Raw genomic sequence first — 20,213 nt, forward strand, 5'->3', positions numbered from 1 at the left:
GTAGATGCGCGATGCACCTTGCGGTGAAGTCGAGGCCAGGGCTCAAGCCCGCAGCCTGGCCACGTCGAGATAAGCCTCCAGTGCCGGTGCGGCTGGTCATGGACGTATTGGACGCCGTGGAATTCGACCGCCGTCCGGTCGGTGAGGCGTTGAACTTGGTGCTGACAAGACAATCGATTCATGAAGGTCTAGCAGCTTTCATTAAGCATGCCGCACACCGCTACCTATCGATCCGCGAGGCAGAACCATCGATGTTGCCGGTTGCCCGTTGGTGGGTGGTCCAGCATATCGATCAAGGTGTCCGCGAGCTATGGGCTTGGGGTCGCCGCTACCGCTCGGCCGACGGTGCAATGCGCGAACTGCGGCTAATTCGCATCGCGAACATGCTGGAGCGACGGCGGAGCGAGGCCGAGGTTGCGGTCGCGGCCTACACCGCCGCGTACGGCCGTCCCGCGTCGTGGCCGGATGAGTGGGACAAGAAGTTCTCAGTCCGGGCACGCGAAGAAGTGTCTCGCGTTGTGGTTGCTGAAATCGACCTAACCGAAGGCTTGAGAAACGTCCTGTTCGACGGATCCGTCGAGGATGCCGCCGCGCTCTATGAAAAGGATGGACGTCGCGCAGCGATCCAGGTCCTTAACGGTCAGAAGCGCCGCCCAGGCGGCGATTGTCTAAAATGCCGCCTCGTGCTGGCTTGCGAGGAAGTGGCGCGAGCGCCGGGGCTACTGGGATTGCGGGCACACCGGCGTGCGACGCTACGCCAAGTGTCGATCAGCGACCTTCGCTACTACGCCAACTGCCCGGCCCAACATCACTTGCAGACCTTGCATCTGCCCAAGGCCAACGAGTACTCAACTCCGGCTCGCATCGGTCAGGCAGTCCATCGCTACCTGGAGACGCTGCACGCGATAGCAAACGGACCGTGTCAACCTTCGGACATGCCAGCTGAGACCAGCTGGCACGACCGGCAGTGGGGACTCGATGCTGACGCAGCCGAGGTCGGTCTGCGGATGCTCGCGCATCACCCCTCCGTGTGTCCCCTCCAGGAGCACGCCTCAGACCTCAGGATCGAAGAAACCTTCGTCTTTCATGACACTGCTGCCCAGGCGCTGGTGATCGCCAAGCCCGACCTCGTCTATCGAGACGACGATGTCTGGGTATGGCGCGAGACCAAGACAACCCGACGACGCCCCAGCGGCGATGTCGTCGCAGAGTTCCCACAGGTCGCGCTCGCCACGGTTGTTCTCGGGCGTGGCCTGCTAGGCGGGCCCGTGGAAGGTTCCCGAGTCGAACTTGAGATCCTCCGGCCCACCGGTGCGGATCTCATCCTGTTCGACCCGTCGGACCCGCAGCAGCTGGATGAGGCGTACTCGGTCCTGCGGAAGATGGCGCAGCCATGGCGCGAGGATGACGCCTTCGCTGCGGTGCCCGGCAAAAACTGTCGTACCTGTCCGGTACATAAGTGGTGTCCCAGCGCGGCGGAAACGGACCCGCCGCCGTCCTCTCAGGAGACCGCCAGTGGTGCCGACCCAGAACAGCCGGCCTGACCTGTCCACCTTCACCGGGGTGACGCTGCTGCGCATGGTTGCGACCGCCCTGGTGAACCTGTCGCGTCACGACAGGTCTCCGGACCCGATCTACTCAGATAAGGTGCAGAAGGCTTACAACCACTTGGTCCTGCAATGTCTGTTACGCGAGATGGAGCCACCGGCCAGCGTCGCAGACATGGCTCGCTGGGCGGCGACCAAGCCGATCGGACGTTGGCCGTTGGACCTGCCAGCGGAAGCCGAGAACCTGGATGAGTTCTTGGTAGACGCGCGGACCGGAGTTCCCACACAGCGGTGCTACGAGTGGGAGGTCTCCGGTCCTGATGCCGCAGCCGAGCTCTTCGAGAACGAGATCATCCGCACGGTCTTCGCGCAGTGCGAGGCGGCACGATCGCCGCAGTCCTACACCGCGTTCCGGTATCTTCTGATCCACAAGCCGGTCCTGACTGGTATCGACAAGGCGACGCTGATCGGTGAGCATCCTGAGCTGGGCATCGTTCTGGAAACGGTGAACCGGTGCTACGAGCCGGCCCCATCTGCCTATCGAGGTACCGACGGGCGCTTCGCTACGTGCGCGCGCTGTAACTGCCTGCTAAAACCCGATGGGCGGTCCTGGCAGTGCGAGCTGGATCGCTGTCGCCGCGAAGCCCACGCCATCCCGAAAGAGTTCATCGACGATCGCTCGACCAGCGGGCTGTACTTACTGCGAGCGCCGCTGCGTATGTTTATCACCGGCCCAGGACTGGCCGAGGTCGAGCTGGAACAGAAGCTCATCGGCAAGGGCCTCGTCCCAGAGATGTGGCCGGGTTGCGACGCCTACGACCTGAGGATCACGCTACCGAACCGGCAGGTCTGGGCCATCGACGTGAAAGACCGGGCCAACTCGGCCCTGCTCGGGCACAGCGCCACCCGGTTCCGACCGGAACCGCCGTACAACCGGGCCTTTTTGGTGGTGCCGCAGTACCGGTTCGACGACCGAGGGGACTACCAGATCGTCTTTGAGCATTTCTGCCCGCCAAAGGTTAAGGAGCAGGTGACCCTGCTCAGCGATAAGGCGTTTCTCCGAATGTTGACAACCACCTTGACTCGGCTGCGTAGGAACGGCTCTGCGGGAGGCGACGATGCGTGATCGCAGTAGCTGGCACAGCGGCCTCGCCGGTGAATTCCGTGGAGCGTGGAGGTCACCTGCCGGGTTCGGCATCGGTGACTTGCTCGACGTTGAGCTGGCCATCTACCTCGGCACCCAGGTCATGCCGACTCGGCCGGTGCGCGACGTCTGGACGCTGCTCAGCGGCTACCCGTATGAAGAGGCATTCGGCGATGTAGGCACCAGAGAAGCGCGGCTGATGATCCGGCGGGCCCGGCATTTCCTGTGGGACCGCAGCCGCCGCTACACCTGGCACAACTCGCTGCATATGTATCTGGACATAGACATTACGCTGCGCGGCTACACGTTCGAGACCATCGACGATCTACCCAAAGCGCTCGAGCCCACGCGCGCGCACGACCGCAGGGACGTCTACGAACGGCTGCTGACCCAGCCGCCTCCTCTGGAGCGGCGCGAGCTGCCCATCGCCGGTGCCGGAGACCACTTGTTTTACGTCCGCGACCAGCGCCACTCCGTGAATATCCCCCCCGACCTGATCGGCCTCAAGCCCTGGATCAGGCATGACATCGGTGCGGTGCCGGCAGGCAAAGGCGAACCGATCACCGTCACCATGGCCGAACTGGAAGCCGCCGCCGATGCCATGGACGCGCTGGAGCTCGCCGCCAAGGCTGCGGATCTGGCGAAGAACCGCACGTCGGGCAAGTCCAACGATTGGAAGAAGCGTCTACGGCGGGTCGAGTTGCTGCTGCGCGACGAAGCAGCCGGGGCGTTCCAGACCCATCCCCGGCTGCGCATCGACAGGCTAATGAACCTGGTCGGCATGGTCGGCGCGGGCAAATCCACGATTCGCGACATTCTGGCCTTCCAACTCGCCACCCGCGAGCACCTGGCCGACCGACGCCGGACCACGATCGTCGTCGGTGACGTCGCCGAGGTGCTGACCATCACCGAACAGTTCCGCCGCCTCGGGGTGCACGCCGCGCCGATCCTGGGAAAGTCCACCCTCGAACGGAACATCCAGCGGTTGCACCGGCGCAGCGAGTCTGCGACACAAACCATGCTGAATCATGACAACCCCGGTTTCGCGCACCTGTCGAGCGCCTGCCCGCTCGACGCCCTACGGGGGTTCGAGGCACGCCGGGCGCTGGCGATTACTGCCGCGCCATGCACCGGCTTGTACAACGCTGACGATGTCGAGAAGGCCGAGATCGAGCACGATCCCGATCCCGACCCCGCCAGCACGGGGTTCCGGCGTCGCCGTAAGCCGGCAAGGCCGAAACGTCATGGATGCCCGTTATGGACTGCGTGCCCGCGGCACAGCGCGGCCCGCGACCTGGTCGACGCGCAGATCTGGGTCGCTACGCCGGCATCGCTGGTCCACAGTCGTGTGCCCGACCATCTCAACGACGAGAACATGCGCTACCTGGAGTTGGCCTGCCGTCGCAGCGACCTAATCATCGTCGATGAGGCAGACCGGGTACAGATGCAGCTCGACACCGCGTTCGCGCCGGCGGCGACGCTGGTGGCCCGTGGTTCGGAGTCGTGGCTCGACGAGGTCGGCAAGCACAAGCTCACCGAGCTGGCCGCGCAGGGTCGACTGCAGTTGTCGAGTGACGAGACCGACGATTGGAACAACGCGCTCAACACGGTCATCACGGCTACCGACCGGATCTACTCTATGCTGATTAACGACGAGCCGTTGCGGCGATGGATCACGCAGGACTACTTCAGCGCGATGACCTTGCACCAGTGGCTGATCAATGAGTGGTTCCCCGATCTGCGCAGGCGCAACCGCAACGATGATGATCATGACATGGCCCCCGACGAGGACAAGCTTGCTTCCCAACGGGCCGAGCTCCAGCGTGTCGACACCGTTCTCGGTAGCTTCCGCGACTCGCCGCTGACCCCGTTGCGTGGGCGTGGTCCCGAGGATACGCTCACCGAGCTGGTCAACGCGCTCGTGGCGATGGCGACCGAGTTGCTGCACGCCCCCCGTGGGGTATTCGTTCGCGAGTTCAGCCGTGAGCGACTCAAGAAATTGCTGCGCCAGCTCGTCCCGAACAATGCCTCCGTCGCCGGTGATCTTGACGCCAATCTGCACCGCTTCGAATTCACCCTCGTCCTAGCAGTCCTGCACGATCGTCTTGACCGCATGACTATTCTGTGGCCTCGCGTCGAAGCTGCGCTCAACCTGGACTCGACCTCCAACGTTCTGTCGCGCCGCCCGCCTAAGGACTACATGCCGGTGGTCCCCGAATCTCCCATGGGCAATGTGCTGGGCTTTCAGTTCCAGGCCGGCGACCGCAACCAGGACGGCGACCAGAGCGGTGAACTGCGGTTCTTCCGTTGCAATGGCGTCGGCCGCGAGCTGCTGCTGGAGCTGGCCGACATCCCTGCCGTAGACAAACGGCCCGGTCCGCATGTGCTGCTGATGTCGGCCACCAGCTGGGCCGGCACCTCCAGCCGCTACCACCTGCACGCTCAGGTCGACGCCGTGCTGCGGCCCCACGAACACGAGGTCTCCGCCATCAAGAAGAGCACCTTCCGCAAGCTCTTCCTCTACCCACCCGGCGTCACCACCGCTTTGAGGCTGTCAGGCACCGACCCTCGGCAGCGCCCCGCCCAGCTCGAGCAGATGCTGCACCAACTGGCCGTACCTGACCGCAGCCTGGCCGGTGCGACCTCGCTGCTGCAGCAGGAACTGGACGACATCGACGACCCGCAACGCCGCAGGATCCTGTTGCTGGTCGGCAGCTACGCCGAGGCACAACGTGCCGGGCACTACCTCAACAACCTGCCGGAGTGGACCGGCAACGTCACGGTCCTGGTATCCGACGACACCGACCTTGACCACTCCTGGAGCAACCTGCCCGCCGACACCAGCCAGCTACACCTTCGCCGCGGCGAGCTGACCAAGTTTCCCGACATCGGCGGGCAGCTGCTGATCGCGCCGCTGCTGGCCGTCGAGCGCGGGCACAACATCGTGGTTCCTGGCGGCAAAGCCGCCATCGGCAGCGTGTATTTCCTCGCCCGTCCGCATCACCGCCCCGATGACATCACCCTGGCCACCCAGGCGATCAACGATTGGGCGGTTCGCCAAGTTCGAGGCCCAGGCCGCGGCTTCGCCCAGACCGCTCTGGCCGCTGGCAGCCCGGACGACGCCGGACTGCGCTTCCGGGCCGAAGCCGCCCGCAAATGGCACCGCTTCCTCACCCGCCGCCTGTCCTGGACCAGCCTGCCTCCCGATGAGAAGTCGGCCTTCACCTGGGACCAGCTCGTGGTCATCTGGCAGGTCATCGGACGACTCGTGCGCGGTGGCGTCGCCGCCCGTGTCTACTTCGTAGACGGAGCCTTCTCACCCCGCGAGGCCGGCTTCACCGGAGACGACACCCCAGCGACCAGCCTGCTCGCCAGCATGCTGCACGAACTCGCTCCCTACTTCGACCCCGAGTCGGCACAAACGGCGATCGACCGATCGCTGGTTCAAGCCCTCTACGACCCGCTCTACCGCGCCCTGCGCGACATGAATTGACCGTCTCACGCTCGGACCGGCTCAGAAAGGCCCTCGATGCGCTACGACCGCACCCAGACCGCAGCCTTCGTGGCAGCACGCGATCTCAAAATCCCGCTGCACACGCTTACCTTCCCCGTCTCCTGGCGCCGCCCCATTCTCGACCTGTACACCGCCGGCTGGCGTGAGGAATCACGCGCGCGCGCCCAGCAGGTGCCAATCGGGCGTCTCAACGCACTGATGCGTACCGCAGCCCCCGATCTGGTCTCCACCGCGACCCGGGCCAACCTCGACGAAGGCAACCCCTGGCTATTCGCGGCGAAGCCGTTCCCTCCGGCGATCATGCGGACCTTCATCAACGCCTGGCTGTATGACCTGCCCACCACCGACGACGGTAAAGCGCTCGTCCTGCCGACGATCACCAAGCTCGACTCCGGCATCCTGCAATGGACGCAGAAGACCGTCGACCTACTCGCCCACGAACTCTCCGGTGGCAACACCGCTGTGCCGCAGCCTCACCTGTTCACCTTGCTGCCTGACTACGCCGCAGCTAGAATCGCGGGCCAGTCCTACCAGCACGGCAGCAAATCTATACGGTTCCGGCAAGTCGCGGCCAATCCCGCCAACGGCTACGCCGAACTCGTCTCCTGGCCGCCGCTGGAACACCACACCGGCAAAGGCAGCAACATCCGGACCTGGTATTACAGCGCCACGATCAAGATCGCGCTGCGTACAAAGGCGTTCGACCCCACCCTGCGACTGCACGTCGACACCGGCATCCGGCGTTGGACCAGCGGCGAGCTGAAAACCAAGGGCCGCTGGGGAGCCTCCACTCTTCTCCAGTCGACCAGCCCGTTCGTCACCGACGCACCGACATCGCAGAAGTTCGCAGTCGCCCACCTGGTCTGGGACCGCGATACCCGGGAGATGGGCTGGCGCAACGGCGGCACCGAACAGATCCTCAACCGGATCGGCGCACTAGACAACCTTCCGGCAGCCGAGCAGCTCGCCGGCAAGTCGGACGCCTGGCTCTTCGGCCGGGACGGCGTTACTGCCGCAGTCACCTACCACACCACCATGCGCGGCCCCGACCACCAGGTTGGCACCGGAATAATGCCAGCCGAACGCAGCCGCCTCATCCGCTGGATCGGTCAGTGCCTGCAGCCCGACTTCGATCTCGACCATCCCCTGACCCGCGTGCTCATCGGCGGCAAGGCGAGCCGGAGTCTCACCAAGCTCGAAAGCGTCCCGAAGGACAAGAAGGACCACACCGACGCCGAGCGCGCCCAGCTCGTCGAAAGGCAGGAAGCCGCCCACGCCGCGAACAATGAAATTTCGAAGGCGAACGCGCTCATCCGGCGCCGGCAACTGTCCGCCGCAGTGGACGGCAGGCTCTCCGTCGTCTTGCTCTACCAGGGCGACGGCAAGGGAATGCGAGACCGCCTGCTCGCTACCGTCGAACGACTACTCGATCTGCCCCATCAGCAACCCGCCAGCAATGACACCTGGACGTGGGACATCGGCGACCTCACCCTCACGATCCACGCCCGTCCTCTTGGCAGGCTCGGCGCAGCGCTCGGCGAGGGCTCCGTTCCCCGGCTTGGCCGGAAGCACGACGATGCCGTCGCCACGCGCCGGAAGCTGGTAGCTTCCGCCATGAAAGATCTGGCCGAAGAAGTCGGTGACACCCTGCAACTCGCCCTCATCGAGCTCGACGGCGCGAAAGCCTTCAACGCACGCACCACCGACCCGAAATTTGCGATCCGCATGGGCTGTGCCGATGCCGACATAGTCAGCCAGTTCATCCGCCCCGACGAGTTCCCCGGCAAGGACTTCGACAAGGAAGAGGCTAGCAACCAGCACCGGGCCGAAGCCGCCTGGGACGACTGCCTACGTCAGCTCGGCATCCGTTTCGTCCCGCAACATCGTCTCAAGAGCGCCATCCCCGACGACCTCGAGCAGCTCGCATTCTGGGTCGTCAAAAGGCGCAACGACGACACCAACACCCATCAGATCTTCGTCCCTATCGCCATCCTGATCCGGCCCGGTCAAAAGCACATCATGGGCAAAGCTGAAGGCATGGCCGACTGGGTGCCCTACCCGACCCTGCTCAAGACCCTGGCCGGCACGAACTACCACGCCAGTCCTGCCAAGGAAGATGAACAGAAAGAGCGGCTCGCTGCCTTCATTCGAAGCACCCTAACGCGGTTCCGAAACACGCAGACCCTTATCCTAACCGAAGCCCACAACATCCGGTATCGCCTCACTGCGGTACAGAATGCTCATATGCTGCCCGACCAACTCCAGCTCGGCGAATTGCGACCTCAGAAGATCAGCCTTTTCGGCAAGAGAATGAGGCTGGTGCGGATCTGCGGCAACGAACGCCACGAAACCCCTGAGTCATGGGCTTTCGAGGGCGACAGCATCGGCATCTCCGACGGGTTGTGGCGACACGACGACGGGAACGGGAACACCGGGCAGGCGCGCGTCTACTACAGCACGGTTGACAAGCCGGCTACCCACAGTTCCGTCGTCATCGACCTAGCCAAACTTACGCCTCATTACAAGGAAAACCCGGCGAAGGTCCGTACTCCCGGCCTCTTGGACGGAAATTCTGTAGGGGACGGAAGGGCGGAAGACGCGAGGAACTATCTCGACCCTTCTAAGAGCGCGTGGAACGCCGAACTGCTCGAGTTCGTCGTCGCCGCGTACCCCGAGGGCGAAGACCCTGCAACTTGGGCCGGGTTTCTGCACCAGCAACGCCACTGCTTTGACGACTACCGGTCGGCACTCAGCAGGCCCTTGATCATGCACGTCGCACGACTCGCCAACCAGTATGCTCTACCTGCCGAGGAGAACCTTGAAGACGATGAGGATAGAATAGACGATCAACCAGAACCAGAAGGCGATATTCAACTTGCCTTCGACTTCGATCTCTGAACCCTGTCAGAACGAAAGGACAAATGGCTGGGTGCCTCAGTCCGCTTGAGGTGCCCAGCCTGGTCTACATCAAGGTCGCTTGGCGTATCCATCGGGCCCGCGCACAGACGGCGACCGCGAGGTGAGCCAGAGCCGCGGGATGGTGCCGGTCACGGACAGGCTCGCTGCGAGTGAGGCGGGTGAGCACCATCAGCCGCGAGCACGTCAAAAGCGCTGCCCTAACTCAGGAGGCGACGAGGTAGTGGCAAGCAGCCGGCCTTGCGTAGTCAGCGGCAGATCTCCACACGTGCATGACCACTCTGTCTCGGAAATGCGGCATCCTCTTCACCAAGTCAATTGGTGAGGTCGGCGAAGGGGGTCCAGCGTACGGTGTCGTCTTTGTCGCGAGCGGAGGTCAGACGGACGGCGAACTCGTTGGCGACGCCGGGTGTGCTGGCGAGCAGTGGTACGGCAGCGGCGATCATCTTGAGTTCGCGGGCTTCGCGGAGGGTCGGCCAAGGCGGGGTCGGTGGTGACGTCGTAGCCGTACGCCGAAGTGAGGGCTTGGTGTGCGCGCCGATCCGGTCATCAGGTGCCCACGCCTACCGCAGCTACAGTGCGGGAGAAGCCGGCGAAGGTGGACACGTGCTCATGGCGCTTCAGGTCCCGGCGCAGGTTGTGGATGCGGTCCAGGATGCGTGGCGAGCTGAGCTGCCGGGCTTGTTCGCTGACGCGGGCCAACTGGAGGGCTGCGTAAGTAGATCGCGGCACGAGTGCTGCACCGTGTGCCGGACAAGTCGGGCGTATCCGAACGCGGCCTCGGCGGATCGCCTATCAGATGGCTTGTCGACCCGATAGCATATAGATAATTACGCCGACAGCCCTTGGTTTCGGTTTCGTTCTAATATTCCGCCCTCGTTCAGGAGATCTTTTAGTCTTCCTCTGTACTCTGTGGTTGTCTCGACGGTCAAGGGAATCTCTTCGCCTTCTTTTTTGCCGATCACTCCAGCCTCGCGTAGTCGTCTCGCATCGGAAATGCCGATTCGGCCGTCTCCGTGTACGGATAGGTTACGTGCAACAGCGACCTCTACGACGCCAGCTTTGCCGCAGGCGAGCGCATTCCAATCCTTGCCTTGTGCCTTCAATAGCTTCTCGCCCCATACCTCAATTCCGCCGGCACTACGAGAGTCTCCGGGTGGGCTAAAGGATGCGAGCGCGGCAGTCTCGGCCAGCGTGTATGTCTGCGTTAGGACCGCGCTGCATAGGGCGCGAACGTCTGCCAGTGCCGACAGGTGGTCCGCCAGGTAGAACCTATAGCTTCCGCCTGTCAATGGTACGCGAGCCTTCGTCTGCTCTGGTTCCTTTAGGCTGAGCGACTCCAAGAGGATCCTTTCTCTGTTGAAAGCTATCTGTGCGCTATAGAAAAACCGAGTGATCCTTCTGTAGTCAGTCCATACGCTGGCAATCTCTTCGGCGGTTAGTGTCACCGACTGCCTCCTGAAGGGCTGCGTTGGAGTGTGGATCATGCTCATGATGGGCCCTGCCGCAATGCCCTCACGTTGGGCGCGAAGGAGCAAGATGCTATCAGGGCTACTTAGCAAAATACACGCCGATGTGCTTGGCTTGCAAAAAGAACTGACCAATAGGACGGACCTCCTGGTTTGGTGCTATTAACGTAGAGTCGGACGGGGTGGCCAAAGGTGGCGGAGATGGTCGAATTTACTCAAGATGGCCATTTGGTTGGCCGCGCGGGCCCTGGGAGTCGGCGTTCATGCGCTGTCCCTATCCACTAAGCTAAGGGGAGGACACTGCGGCTGCCGGTGGGGACAACCGTAGGCTCCCTGCGGGAAGGTCAAGAGACCGTTGGCGGCCCGGCGATGACTGTCTGTGATTGCTTCCAGTCGACAGGTTTGCCAAGTGAGGTCCTACCCCGCAGTGTGCTTGCCAAGGGCCGGTACGTTGCAGGGATGACCGACACGGCTATCTTGACGGCAGCCCTAACCGGTATGGCAGCGATCAGCGGTGTCTTGGTCAGTGTGCTGGCCGACTGGCTGAAGGATCGACGACGGACTGCGCACGAGCGGATGCTGCGCGAAGAGGACAGGCGCGACGCTGCCAGCGACCGACGTCGTACGCTCGAGTTGGAGAATTTGATCTCCGCATACGATGGATTGTGGCTGCTGGCACGGGAAGCCGCAAAAGCCCATCATGCCGACATGCGTGCAGCGAAGCACACCGAGCACGGATACGGTGGGATGCTTCTGCCGGAGGGTACCGAAATCGATCTGAGTCAGACTAGCCAGGCGGTTAAGTCGATCAGGCTGATCCTGGACGACCGGGTTCGCCGACTCGCGCTCGATGCACACGAGGCCATTGGCGCGGTAGGCCTGCTCGGCGTTCGGGCGAGGATGTTCCAAGAAGGTCCCGTTAGCCTGGCCGACGGTGAAGTGGCGATGGCCGACGCCGTACGCAAGGTAGATGCCGCAATGGAGGCTGTCTCGGAGCTAATACGGACGTTGATGGCACAGCGTTGACGCCGACGTACAGGCGGTCTCGCATCTTCGTGTATCGAACTCTCCGAGTCTAGTCGTCTACCATTGGCGTCAGGGTCAGTGTGACAACGGCTTACAACAGGGCTGCGGGTGGCGTAACGAGTCGCGACACGGTTGCGGAGAGGTCGTCGATCCGTACCGGTTGCTCGATGTCGGGCGCGAGGACGATGGTTGGGTGTCGACTCCTGCGAACCAGGTTGTATGGCGGGTGATCTTAAGCGCTCGGTCGTGCAGGGCGTGGGATCGTGTGATGCGGATGACGAGGCCGGCTGAGGGGAGTGCGTACACGGCGTTGCTGGTCAGCCGCAGCAGGCCCAGGTGTCGCTGGCAGCGACGCCGAGTTGAGCGACGATCTGGTGCATCGCCGCTGTCTGCGCCCACTCGGTGAACCCCTCCGGCTGATCCGGCCATCAGCCGATCAACAAGACTTCGGTGTGCTTTGACGCGATGTACTGGTGGCCTTCCCTGCGCAGCTCGACCAAGTCGGCGGATTGGATGACTGCCGCGACTGGGCGGAGGTGCCGAAGGCTGGCAACTCGCCGGATGAGGGATTGCGCGTCGGCTGACGTGTTGTGGTAAGCGATGCTGACGTGCGGGACGAACCCGCCCGCCCGTTCGGGTAGGGCAGCCGGGCCGCAAACCTCGGCGATGGATTCGCGGATGAGGTCACGGAGCCTGCGGACGGGCTCCGGCGGACCGACACTGAAGCGGACGGCTCCGGGCGAGCCGGCGAGCGGGCCGATCTCGATCGGGATGGGGGAGAAGCCGACGCAGCGTCGGCGTACGTCGTTGACCACCGCGGCGGCCACATCGGGTGCGGCCTCGTCGGTGAAGGCGAGTCGCTGCATCGTGATGTGCAGACTGGCCGTCGGAACCAGGTCGAGGTGAGGTAGGTCGCGCAACTGCTCCTGGCAGTGGGCCGCCATGGCGGTGAGGGCCGGGACGTGGCCGAGCATCACCAGCCAGTGGTAGGAGCGTCGGCCAGGCGTCCATCCCGGGCGGTCCCAGTGGTTGACCATCCGTTGTACCTGACGGAACTGCGCCCACTCCTGGTCGGCCCAGGGGCGTTCGCGGTCGTGGTCCAGTGCTTCGGGCTGCGCGGTCATCGGTTCCCTCGGCCTTCGCCGAGCCACGTGTGCACCTCGTCGACGAACGACTCGGCGCAGGGATCGTCGAACTTCTCACTGACCATCGTGGCGAGGTCGCGGGTTCGCTGACGTATCGACTCGATCTGGTTGTCCTGGCAGGCTCGCATGGCTTGGCGGGCGATGTCGGCGGCCTGCTCGACGTCAGGTCGGTCCCCGTCTACCAGCGCGGTCGCCAGGTCCAGCCGGACCAGGGCCTGGCTCCACACGGACGGTGACGTGTCGACGATCGTGACTGCGCGGCCGGCAAGGTTGAGAACCTGCTCGGTGCGTCCCAGCGCGAGGTACGCCGTTGCGGCGTTCGACGCCACCCGTGCCTCGCTGTAGAGGCCAAACGAGACACACGAACTCATGCCGGGCTCGGGCGACAGGTCCGAAAGCACCTCGTAGGCGGTGCCGATCGCCTGTTCTGCCTCCTGCGTCTGGCCGAGCTTCGCGTGCGCGCGTGCCTCGCCGTTGACGGCGAGGCGTACCGCCTGTGCTCCACGGCCAGCGAATCGGCGGCCGTCCACGGCGTAGGCGAGCGCCTTGCGGTACTGCCCGTCGTAGAACTCGGCGAAGCTCTGCGTGCCCCGGACCCATGCCTTGAGTTCCCGGTCCTCCGCGTAGTCGGCGAGCTGGAACGCCTCGATCCCGTAGGCCCGCGCCGAGCTGAACCGGCCGAGATTGACCGACATGTAGCTGAGCAGCCCGGAGAGCTGCCCGGCGATGGTGAGCAGCCGGGCGCTGTACCGGGGCTGCATCCGCAGCGGGATGAGGCTCTGCACCCAGCGTCGCTGCCGCACCACGTCGGTGGCGAGCGCGAGTGGCCCTTCCTCCTCGTAACGTGCGACGACATCCGAAACGTAGAGATCGAGCGTGTCCAGTAGAGCGTGGTTGACGCTCGCGTCGTTGTTCTCGCGAATCCGGGCCAGGATGACCGAGGGCTGCTCGACCAGCCCTTCGGCACTACCGACGCTACGGGCAGCGGGCACAACTCTCCTGTGGCCGGAGACGGCACTGATCTCCGATTCGACAACAGCAGCATCCTGCCGTACCACTGCGCGGGGGTTGCGGAATCCGAGTTCGTCGTCGGTGTCGGCGTTGAGGACGATGCGCAGCGCGGTGCGGTAGTCCTCGGCGGGGTAGCGGATCTTGCCGTTTTCGAGTTTGCCTAGGTAGTTGGCGGTGAAGGCGCTGTGGGCGGCTTGTCCGGGATCGGGGTAGAGGATCTTGTTGACGGCGTCGGCGAGTTGCCGGCGGGTCAGGCCCAGGCGCAATGCTGTTAACTTTATGGGTCCTGGCTGGTGGTGACCCAGAGCCTGATCTTCGTGCGGGGTGGTAGCGGCTTCTTGTACTCGTCTTTCTGGCGTGGGTAGCGGCGGCCGGGTTGGCGCTGCTCGCGGGCGAAGCTGCGTGGCCGGCGTTCGGCGGGAAGCAGGTTACGCGGGTCGGTGATCTCGTAGATGACGTCGTGGACGAGCTCAGCCAGTCGTTCGGGGGGAAAACGCCGCGTCGTCACTGACGTGACGGGCGACGGCATCGCGGGCGCGGGTGAACGATATCCGGTCCGGGTCCAGGCCGGCCTGTTCCGCGCCGGCCACGATCAGATGCCGGATGGCCTGGTAGAGACAGAGCAGCCCGTACACCTCCTGGCGGACGAGGTCGGGTTTACGGGAACGGAGCACGACGTCGGCTCCGCCGCGTAGCCGGGTCTCGACCTCTCCGATGGCGGTCTCGATCCGCCACCGGTCGCGGTAGAGGTCGGGAAAGTCCCCCAGCGGATAGGCCCGCTCATCGAGCAGGGTCGTGACCAGGCAGAACAGTTCGCTGACCTCGTACTCGCCGTGCTGGTCGGGTTCGGTCTCGACGGTGTACTCGATCACCCGTACCTCGATACCGGGAATCTCGGCCGGCGGGACCTTCCGCCGCCGTAGCCGGCGCGCCGCGACCGGATCGGCGATCCGCGAGATCCAGGAGCCGTCCGCCAGCCGGCGCAACACCGGCAGGTCCACCCCCGCCTTGACCCGAAACACCGCGTGCGCGCCGGTCGCGGCGATCGCCCCCAGGTCCTCGTACGACAGGAAGTTACGGTCACCGACCACCACATCGGTGGACCCGAGCAGCGGCCACAGCGTCCGGGCCAGCGGCTGCTCGCCCTCACCCAGACCACCGAGCGCCACCCCCCGCAGGCAACGGGTACCCGTCTCGGCCAACGCCACCACCCGTACCTGCGGATACCCCACCGGGCCCTGCCCGTTGGACGGCGACCCGAACGCGGCCACGTTCTCCGGCGTCCTCGCCACGTTCAGGCAGAACCCGTCGACAGCCACCTTCCGCAACCCGTGGAAGTACCCCCACGGCGCCTGTTCCGGCCCCACCACCGACCCGCCGAACGAGGTCTCCAACACCCCTTCCAGCACCTCCGGACCCAACCGCCCCCGAGCCTTCGTCAACGCCGCCGCCGTCGGCTGCATCCCCACCTCACGACGCGTCCGGTACCGCCCGGCCCACGACAACCCCGACAACAGCCTGTTCCACACCTCCACATACGCGCTGTCCATGAACAACACACACGCGATCACGTAGTAGACGACCAACCGAGCCGGCAACAACCGGGACCGCTGCTCCCGCGCGTCCCACCGCTCCACCACCAGATCGACCACCTCCGGCGGAAACGCCGCGGTCAACACCCCCACACCCACCAGATCCGGCAACCGAACCCGCGACTCCTCCGCGACCCGCTCCTCAACCCTCGCCACGACCAGCGATCATAACCCCACCCACACTAAGTTAACAGCATTGGGCCCAGGCGTTCGCGTGCTGCGGTGAGTGGATGGTTCTGCATGACACCCCCGATGTGTGGCGCACGATCTGATGCGTGGTGGCGCGAACTGCCTGTGGCGGTAATCGATTTTGGACAGTATCCCACCTGGTGAATGCCGCCTTCAACCATCTGCGTCGAGCAATTCCTGTCCCTGCCAGGGAATGCGTCAACGACGCAATGTCAAGAGGGGAGGCAGGGGATGGTTTCCGCAACGGGAAGCATCCCTTCCAGTAGTGGGGGAGCGTCGCCCCGTCCCGGGCGGGACGCCTACCGCAGGCGGCCAGTCATCGGCCACGGTGTGTGCGGGGTTCGGCACAGACGCCGTACCGCTGACGTTGCCGGACCCCGACGCGGCCTGCCGCCGCCGGAAGCCCCCCGTGACCAGCGGCGGCAGGCCCCGCGCAGAAGCCCAGGCCTACCGGCCAACACAGTGGACGTACCCGGAAAGGGGGTTGTGATGCTGGAAGCGGTGCGTGCCGCCCAGGTTGCCCGACGGCCAGGCCCCGGTCGTGCCGGAGGATGCGCTGCCGGATGTCGGCCATGATGCGCCGGTAGTGCGGCTCGAACTGACGTGCGGGCATGCCGAAATCGTGCCCCAGCTCGGCCTTTGCGGGAGACCCGCCGGGGTGGCGTCGATCCCGTGGAGCGGCGCTCAGCTGCTCCTTCGCCGATCGGCGCTACCTCGGCGATCCCCATCGACACCCCGGCCGGGCCGGTGCACGCGGCACCGTCGGCCACCGCACGCAACCCGGGAGTGCTCCCGATTGTCGGCGTTCGGCGGAACATGAGCCGCCGAGACGCCCGTACCAGCGGCCCTGTGGGCGTACTCGCCGTTTGTGGCTGCGTGCGCAGGGCGGGCGGCCCGACCTCCGCGCCCCCGTTCGGGGTCGGGCCGCCCATCCCACCTTCCCCACCGAACCGCGATGTAGCGGCGATCCCGTGACCTTCGAAAGGGCGGTCCCACCCGTGCGCAGACTCCTCGACCGTGTCCTGTTCCCTCGGCGTACTCGGCGGCAGGCCCGGCTGCTCGCCAGCCTCGCCGACCAGACCCGGCCGCCCGCCCGGCCTCCGGCTGCTGCTGGCGTCGGCGGCGGGTCGCGTCCGCCGGCCCGGCACGGCGGCAACTCCGCCACCCACCTCTACTACGGCGCAAGCGTGGTGCGGCCGTCGATCAGCCCCGGGCTGGTCCGCGACCGGCGGTTCCCGGTCCGCACCCGGCGCGGTTGTGACCCGACCGAGGTACGCGCCTTCCTGCACCTGGTCGCCGACGAGTTGGCGGCGGTGCGGGCCGAGTTGGCGGTCACCCGGGACGAGAACGTGCGGATCAAGCAGGCGTTGCGGGACTGGCAGTCGCGGCAGTTCCAGGCCGGGATGCCGGCCTGATCCGGTCGACCCCGGCCCGCCGGCAGGTGAACACAGTGGACGATGCAGGGGGAGGGGTAGCTTGATGCTGGATGTGGTGCTCGCCGCCATCATCGCGCTGCTGGTCGGCGCGGTGGTCGGGTTCGGTTTGTGTCGGCATCGGCACCGCTGGTGTCCCGGCTGCGGCCGTACCCTGACCTGCCCGGCGTGTCCGACCGGCGGGCTGCTGCCCGCGCAGGTCGAGGCGGCCGGGCGTCGGTGGGCGCCGCAGCCGGCGCGGACCGCGACCCTGCGGCGGACCTGGGTGTGGCCCGGCCGGGCCCGGCGGCGGGTCGGGCGGTGACCGCGCGGGTGGTGGCCGTGGTGGGCCGGGTCGGGCATGTGGCGTGGCGTCCGTCGTGGCGGTGCCGGGCCTGCCGCCGGCCGTGGCCGTGCGAGCCGGCCCGCGCCGAGCTGCTGGCGAGCTTCGACCGGATCGGCCGATGCATGTACGTGGCCGAGCTCGCCGCCGAAGCCGCCCGTGACCTGCCCGGCCTGACTCCGGAGCAGACGTACGCGCGGTTCATCGCGTGGGCGCGGCGGCGGGGGCCGGCATGACGGTCTACCGCACCCGGACCACCACGGCCGCCGCCGCTGTTGCTTCCGGTGGTGGGGTGCCGGTGCCGGCTGCGGCGGTACGGGGCCGGTCGCCGCTGCTGGCGGACGAGTTCTTCCTGCTGGCGCATGATGATGTGACGGGTCGGCCGCGTCTGCCGGCCGGGCCGGTCGGGTACGGTCTGGCCGCCGCGCTGCTGGCCGACCTGGTCGACGCGGGCGCGTTGCGGGTGCACGACGGCCGGTTGTGGCTGGCCGCGCGGCACGTGCCGGTGGATGCGCTCGGCGGCTGGATCCTGCGCTGGCTGGCGGCGGAGCCGAGGCACCGGCGGGTGGGGACGTGGTTGGCGTTGTTGGCGCCGCGGGCGCATGGCCAGGTCGCGCGGCGGCTGACCGCGGCGGGCGTGGTCCGGCCCCGGACGGTACGCCGCCGGCTGCTGACCACCGCCGTGGTCCATGTGCCGGCGGACATGAACCGGGCCGCCTGGGCCTGGGCCCGTCTGACCGTACGCCTACAGCGCGGTGAACCGTTGCCGGCTTTTGAGGCGCGGCTGGGCGGGTTGTGTCTGGTGACCGGGCTGGACGACTTCGTGCTCACCGGCCTGCCGGCGGCGGCCCGCCGCCACCTGCACCGGGAGACCGCAGCCCGCCTGCCGGCCGAGATCAGCGAACTGTTCACCATCGCCCGCCACCGCCTCGACGGCGCCGCCCACCGCCGCTGACGCTAGGACACCCATCTGTTGCTTGTCTCTGACGCGCTTGCGGCCGGAAGTCCTTTGGGGCACGAACTGCGCGTCAGACGGCCAGTACTGCCTGCATAGCGTCGGCCACCACGATGCAGCGGAAACCGGTGTCGTCGTCGAGCATCGAGGCGTCGGCGTCGTTGAAGTTCGAGGGTGTGGCTCGCTCGAAGCCGCTGGTGAAAGCGCTGCCCTTGAGTTCGAAGCGGCCCGGTGTCGTCTCCGTCCGACACCACTCCCAGACGTTGCCACACAGGTCGAAGACCCCGTAGATGCTCGTTCCGCTCTGGTAGCGGCCGACGGGCGTGGTGTCCCTGATGCCGCCTTCGCGGACGTTGCACTTGGCAGGGGTCGGCTGGTTGCCCCAGGGATAGACGCTGCCGGTCGGGCCACGCGCTGCCTTCTCCCACTGCTGCGAGCTCGGCAGGCTCTTGTCCGCCCAGCGTGCGTAGGCGCTCGCGTCTTTCCAGGTCACGAAGACCACTGGGTGGTCGGCCAGTTCCGAGGGACAGATGCCTCCTGGCCAGTGGCCGGGAGGCTTGTAGCCGGTCGCGTCGATGAACCGCGAATAGTCCGCGTTCGTCGTGGGACGGACGTCGATGTAGAAGGCGGGAAGCCAGACTGGTTCGTTGTTCGCGCCGCTGAGGTACACACCTGCGTCGACCAGCGCCATCGCCTTGCCGTCCGCAGGATGACGCACATGCGCCGTCTCGGGCGACGGAGCCTGCTCGGGTATCGATGCGATGACTGACGCATCGATCTGCAGCGCGAAGCGTGCCTGCGCATCAGTACCGGCACGCTCAAGTGAGGTGTCGAGTGCCGCCTGGTTCATCGGACGTGGCTTGATCGCTTGACCGCCAGCTTCCCATTTGGACACCATGCGGTCTGACACGCCCAGGTGCTCGGCGAACTCGCGAACGCTCATCCGGCGCGCTTCGCGTAGTGCCCGGACCTCCCTGCCGGACCACTGACGTACGGTGGCCACCTGCGACTCCTCCACTTCCTCGCCGCCGGTCAAGTGTCGCTGCATGTTTCGATGCGAAGCTTGTCAGAGTGGCTCGCCGGGGATGGCGCTGTACTCCTTGCGGATCTGCTCGATCAGCGGAACCGTATCGGTCCATCGGGCCGCGTCGACCGCGACGATATCCCGGACTCCAACAGCAGCGTTGGTGGCAAACGCTGCGGTGTAACGATCCAGCTCCGCCAGGTTGACGCGGCGCTGAAGCCCCGCACGCTCCTGCTGAATCAGCGCCATCGTGATTCCCGGCAAGACGGGTGCCTGCGGCCACACGATCTCGTCGCCTTCGACCAGGCCGATGTTCCAGGTCGCCCCTTCGGAAATGAAGCCCTCGCCGTCCACGAGCAGGACATCATCGAAGCCAGCGAGCTGAGCCTGCCGGCGGTGGTACAGCGTCGCGAACAAGCCGATGTGCTTGACGGCTGGAGCGTCCCGGTCGTACGGGCAGGTGGTGAGCGTCAGCGGCGGCGGCGGGACCAACGACGCCGGGCGCGTCGTGACGAGCACCTGAGGGCTTGATGCGCTGGCGGGATGCCCAAGTTCGAGATTCGGGTCGAACACCGTGACTCGGGCAACGATCGACTCGGCAGAACCGTCCACCGCCTGCCGGACATAGCTGCGTACCTCGTCTCGATCGAGTTCCGCGCCGAAGAGTACGCGACAGTCCCTCGTCAGCCGGTCAAGGTGCAGCGTTAAGCCGCGCACCCGGCCGCCGTCCACTCGCATGGACGTGAAGTGACCGTAGTTGGAGAGACCGAGGATCTTCAATTGATCTAGATCAACCGGCCGGCCGTTCAGCAGCATGGTGCCAGTCTCTCGCATTGCTCCGATTCCCGGCACTGCTGGGTCTGCCAAGTTCGGCAGAAGTTCGGCACCGAGGTGGCAGAACGACATTCCCCGATGCTTCCGAGGGG

At 65.7% G+C, this 20,213-nt stretch carries 16 protein-coding genes and 1 pseudogene; 9 read left to right on the forward strand and 8 right to left on the reverse strand.

Going from position 1 to position 20,213, the window contains the following annotated elements; translation table 11 throughout:
• The first annotated feature begins 80 nt into the window (after positions 1-80).
• Genes O7553_RS01855 through O7553_RS01870 form a run of 4 tightly spaced genes read left to right on the forward strand, consistent with a single transcriptional unit; the run spans position 81 to position 9,103 of the window.
• Positions 81-1,544, forward strand: a complete 1,464-nt coding sequence (locus tag O7553_RS01855) for a PD-(D/E)XK nuclease family protein (protein WP_281553173.1) — start codon at positions 81-83, stop codon at positions 1,542-1,544.
• Complete coding sequence (locus O7553_RS01860; RefSeq protein WP_281553174.1) at positions 1,516-2,673, forward strand: hypothetical protein; 1,158 nt, start codon at positions 1,516-1,518, stop codon at positions 2,671-2,673. Before O7553_RS01855 ends, O7553_RS01860 begins: the two co-directional genes overlap by 29 nt.
• Entirely contained in the window at positions 2,666-6,184 is a 3,519-nt protein-coding gene (locus tag O7553_RS01865; RefSeq protein WP_281553175.1) for a signal recognition particle, read from the forward strand. Before O7553_RS01860 ends, O7553_RS01865 begins: the two co-directional genes overlap by 8 nt.
• Before the next feature lie 36 nt (positions 6,185-6,220).
• The gene (locus O7553_RS01870) at positions 6,221-9,103 is read left to right on the forward strand and encodes a DUF3962 domain-containing protein (protein ID WP_281553176.1); all 2,883 of its coding nucleotides are present in this window, start codon (positions 6,221-6,223) and stop codon (positions 9,101-9,103) included.
• A 332-nt stretch (positions 9,104-9,435) separates the two neighbouring features.
• On the opposite strand, the pseudogene O7553_RS01875 reads toward O7553_RS01870, so the two are convergent.
• Positions 9,436-9,634: pseudogene (locus O7553_RS01875) on the reverse strand (aminoglycoside phosphotransferase); the annotation flags it as partial.
• A gap of 317 nt (positions 9,635-9,951) precedes the next feature.
• Entirely contained in the window at positions 9,952-10,569 is a 618-nt protein-coding gene (locus tag O7553_RS01880; protein WP_281553177.1) for a hypothetical protein, read from the reverse strand.
• Between the two features lie 480 nt (positions 10,570-11,049).
• Between O7553_RS01880 and O7553_RS01885 the strand changes: the two genes are divergently transcribed.
• Complete coding sequence (locus O7553_RS01885) at positions 11,050-11,616, forward strand: hypothetical protein (RefSeq protein WP_281553178.1); 567 nt, start codon at positions 11,050-11,052, stop codon at positions 11,614-11,616.
• A gap of 428 nt (positions 11,617-12,044) precedes the next feature.
• Here the strand turns inward: O7553_RS01885 and O7553_RS01890 are convergent, their stop codons facing one another.
• From O7553_RS01890 to O7553_RS01905, 4 genes are all read right to left on the reverse strand, one after another.
• The gene (locus O7553_RS01890; RefSeq protein ID WP_281555422.1) at positions 12,045-12,590 is read right to left on the reverse strand and encodes a 2'-5' RNA ligase family protein; all 546 of its coding nucleotides are present in this window, start codon (positions 12,588-12,590) and stop codon (positions 12,045-12,047) included.
• Positions 12,591-12,736: 146 nt separating this feature from the next.
• Positions 12,737-14,038: a hypothetical protein gene (locus O7553_RS01895; protein ID WP_281553179.1), complete on the reverse strand. Its 1,302-nt coding sequence runs from the start codon at positions 14,036-14,038 to the stop codon at positions 12,737-12,739.
• Between the two features lie 11 nt (positions 14,039-14,049).
• Entirely contained in the window at positions 14,050-14,280 is a 231-nt protein-coding gene (locus tag O7553_RS01900) for a hypothetical protein (protein WP_281553180.1), read from the reverse strand.
• Complete coding sequence (locus O7553_RS01905) at positions 14,243-15,520, reverse strand: IS4 family transposase (protein WP_281553181.1); 1,278 nt, start codon at positions 15,518-15,520, stop codon at positions 14,243-14,245. The genes O7553_RS01900 and O7553_RS01905 overlap by 38 nt, the downstream gene beginning before the upstream one ends.
• A 1,031-nt stretch (positions 15,521-16,551) precedes the next feature.
• Here O7553_RS01905 and O7553_RS01910 point away from each other — a divergent pair.
• From O7553_RS01910 to O7553_RS01925, 4 genes are all read left to right on the forward strand, one after another.
• Positions 16,552-16,968, forward strand: coding sequence for a DivIVA domain-containing protein (locus tag O7553_RS01910; protein ID WP_281553182.1), 417 nt, complete (start codon positions 16,552-16,554; stop codon positions 16,966-16,968).
• A 61-nt stretch (positions 16,969-17,029) separates the two neighbouring features.
• Positions 17,030-17,290, forward strand: coding sequence for a hypothetical protein (locus tag O7553_RS01915; RefSeq protein WP_281553183.1), 261 nt, complete (start codon positions 17,030-17,032; stop codon positions 17,288-17,290).
• On the forward strand, positions 17,287-17,544 hold the full coding sequence (locus O7553_RS01920) for a flavin reductase (protein ID WP_281553184.1): 258 nt from the start codon (positions 17,287-17,289) through the stop codon (positions 17,542-17,544). Before O7553_RS01915 ends, O7553_RS01920 begins: the two co-directional genes overlap by 4 nt.
• Complete coding sequence (locus tag O7553_RS01925) at positions 17,541-18,263, forward strand: GPP34 family phosphoprotein (RefSeq protein WP_281553185.1); 723 nt, start codon at positions 17,541-17,543, stop codon at positions 18,261-18,263. Before O7553_RS01920 ends, O7553_RS01925 begins: the two co-directional genes overlap by 4 nt.
• Before the next feature lie 73 nt (positions 18,264-18,336).
• Here the strand turns inward: O7553_RS01925 and O7553_RS01930 are convergent, their stop codons facing one another.
• Together O7553_RS01930 and O7553_RS01935 are read right to left on the reverse strand one after the other, a co-directional pair.
• A complete protein-coding gene (locus O7553_RS01930; RefSeq protein WP_281553186.1) occupies positions 18,337-19,311 on the reverse strand; it encodes an SUMF1/EgtB/PvdO family nonheme iron enzyme in 975 nt (324 codons plus the stop codon).
• Between the two features lie 18 nt (positions 19,312-19,329).
• The gene (locus tag O7553_RS01935) at positions 19,330-20,103 is read right to left on the reverse strand and encodes an aminotransferase class IV family protein (RefSeq protein ID WP_281553187.1); all 774 of its coding nucleotides are present in this window, start codon (positions 20,101-20,103) and stop codon (positions 19,330-19,332) included.
• Between the last annotated feature and the right edge of the window lie 110 nt (positions 20,104-20,213).

Source organism: Solwaraspora sp. WMMA2059, assembly GCF_027497315.1.
Lineage (GTDB): Bacteria > Actinomycetota > Actinomycetes > Mycobacteriales > Micromonosporaceae > Micromonospora_E.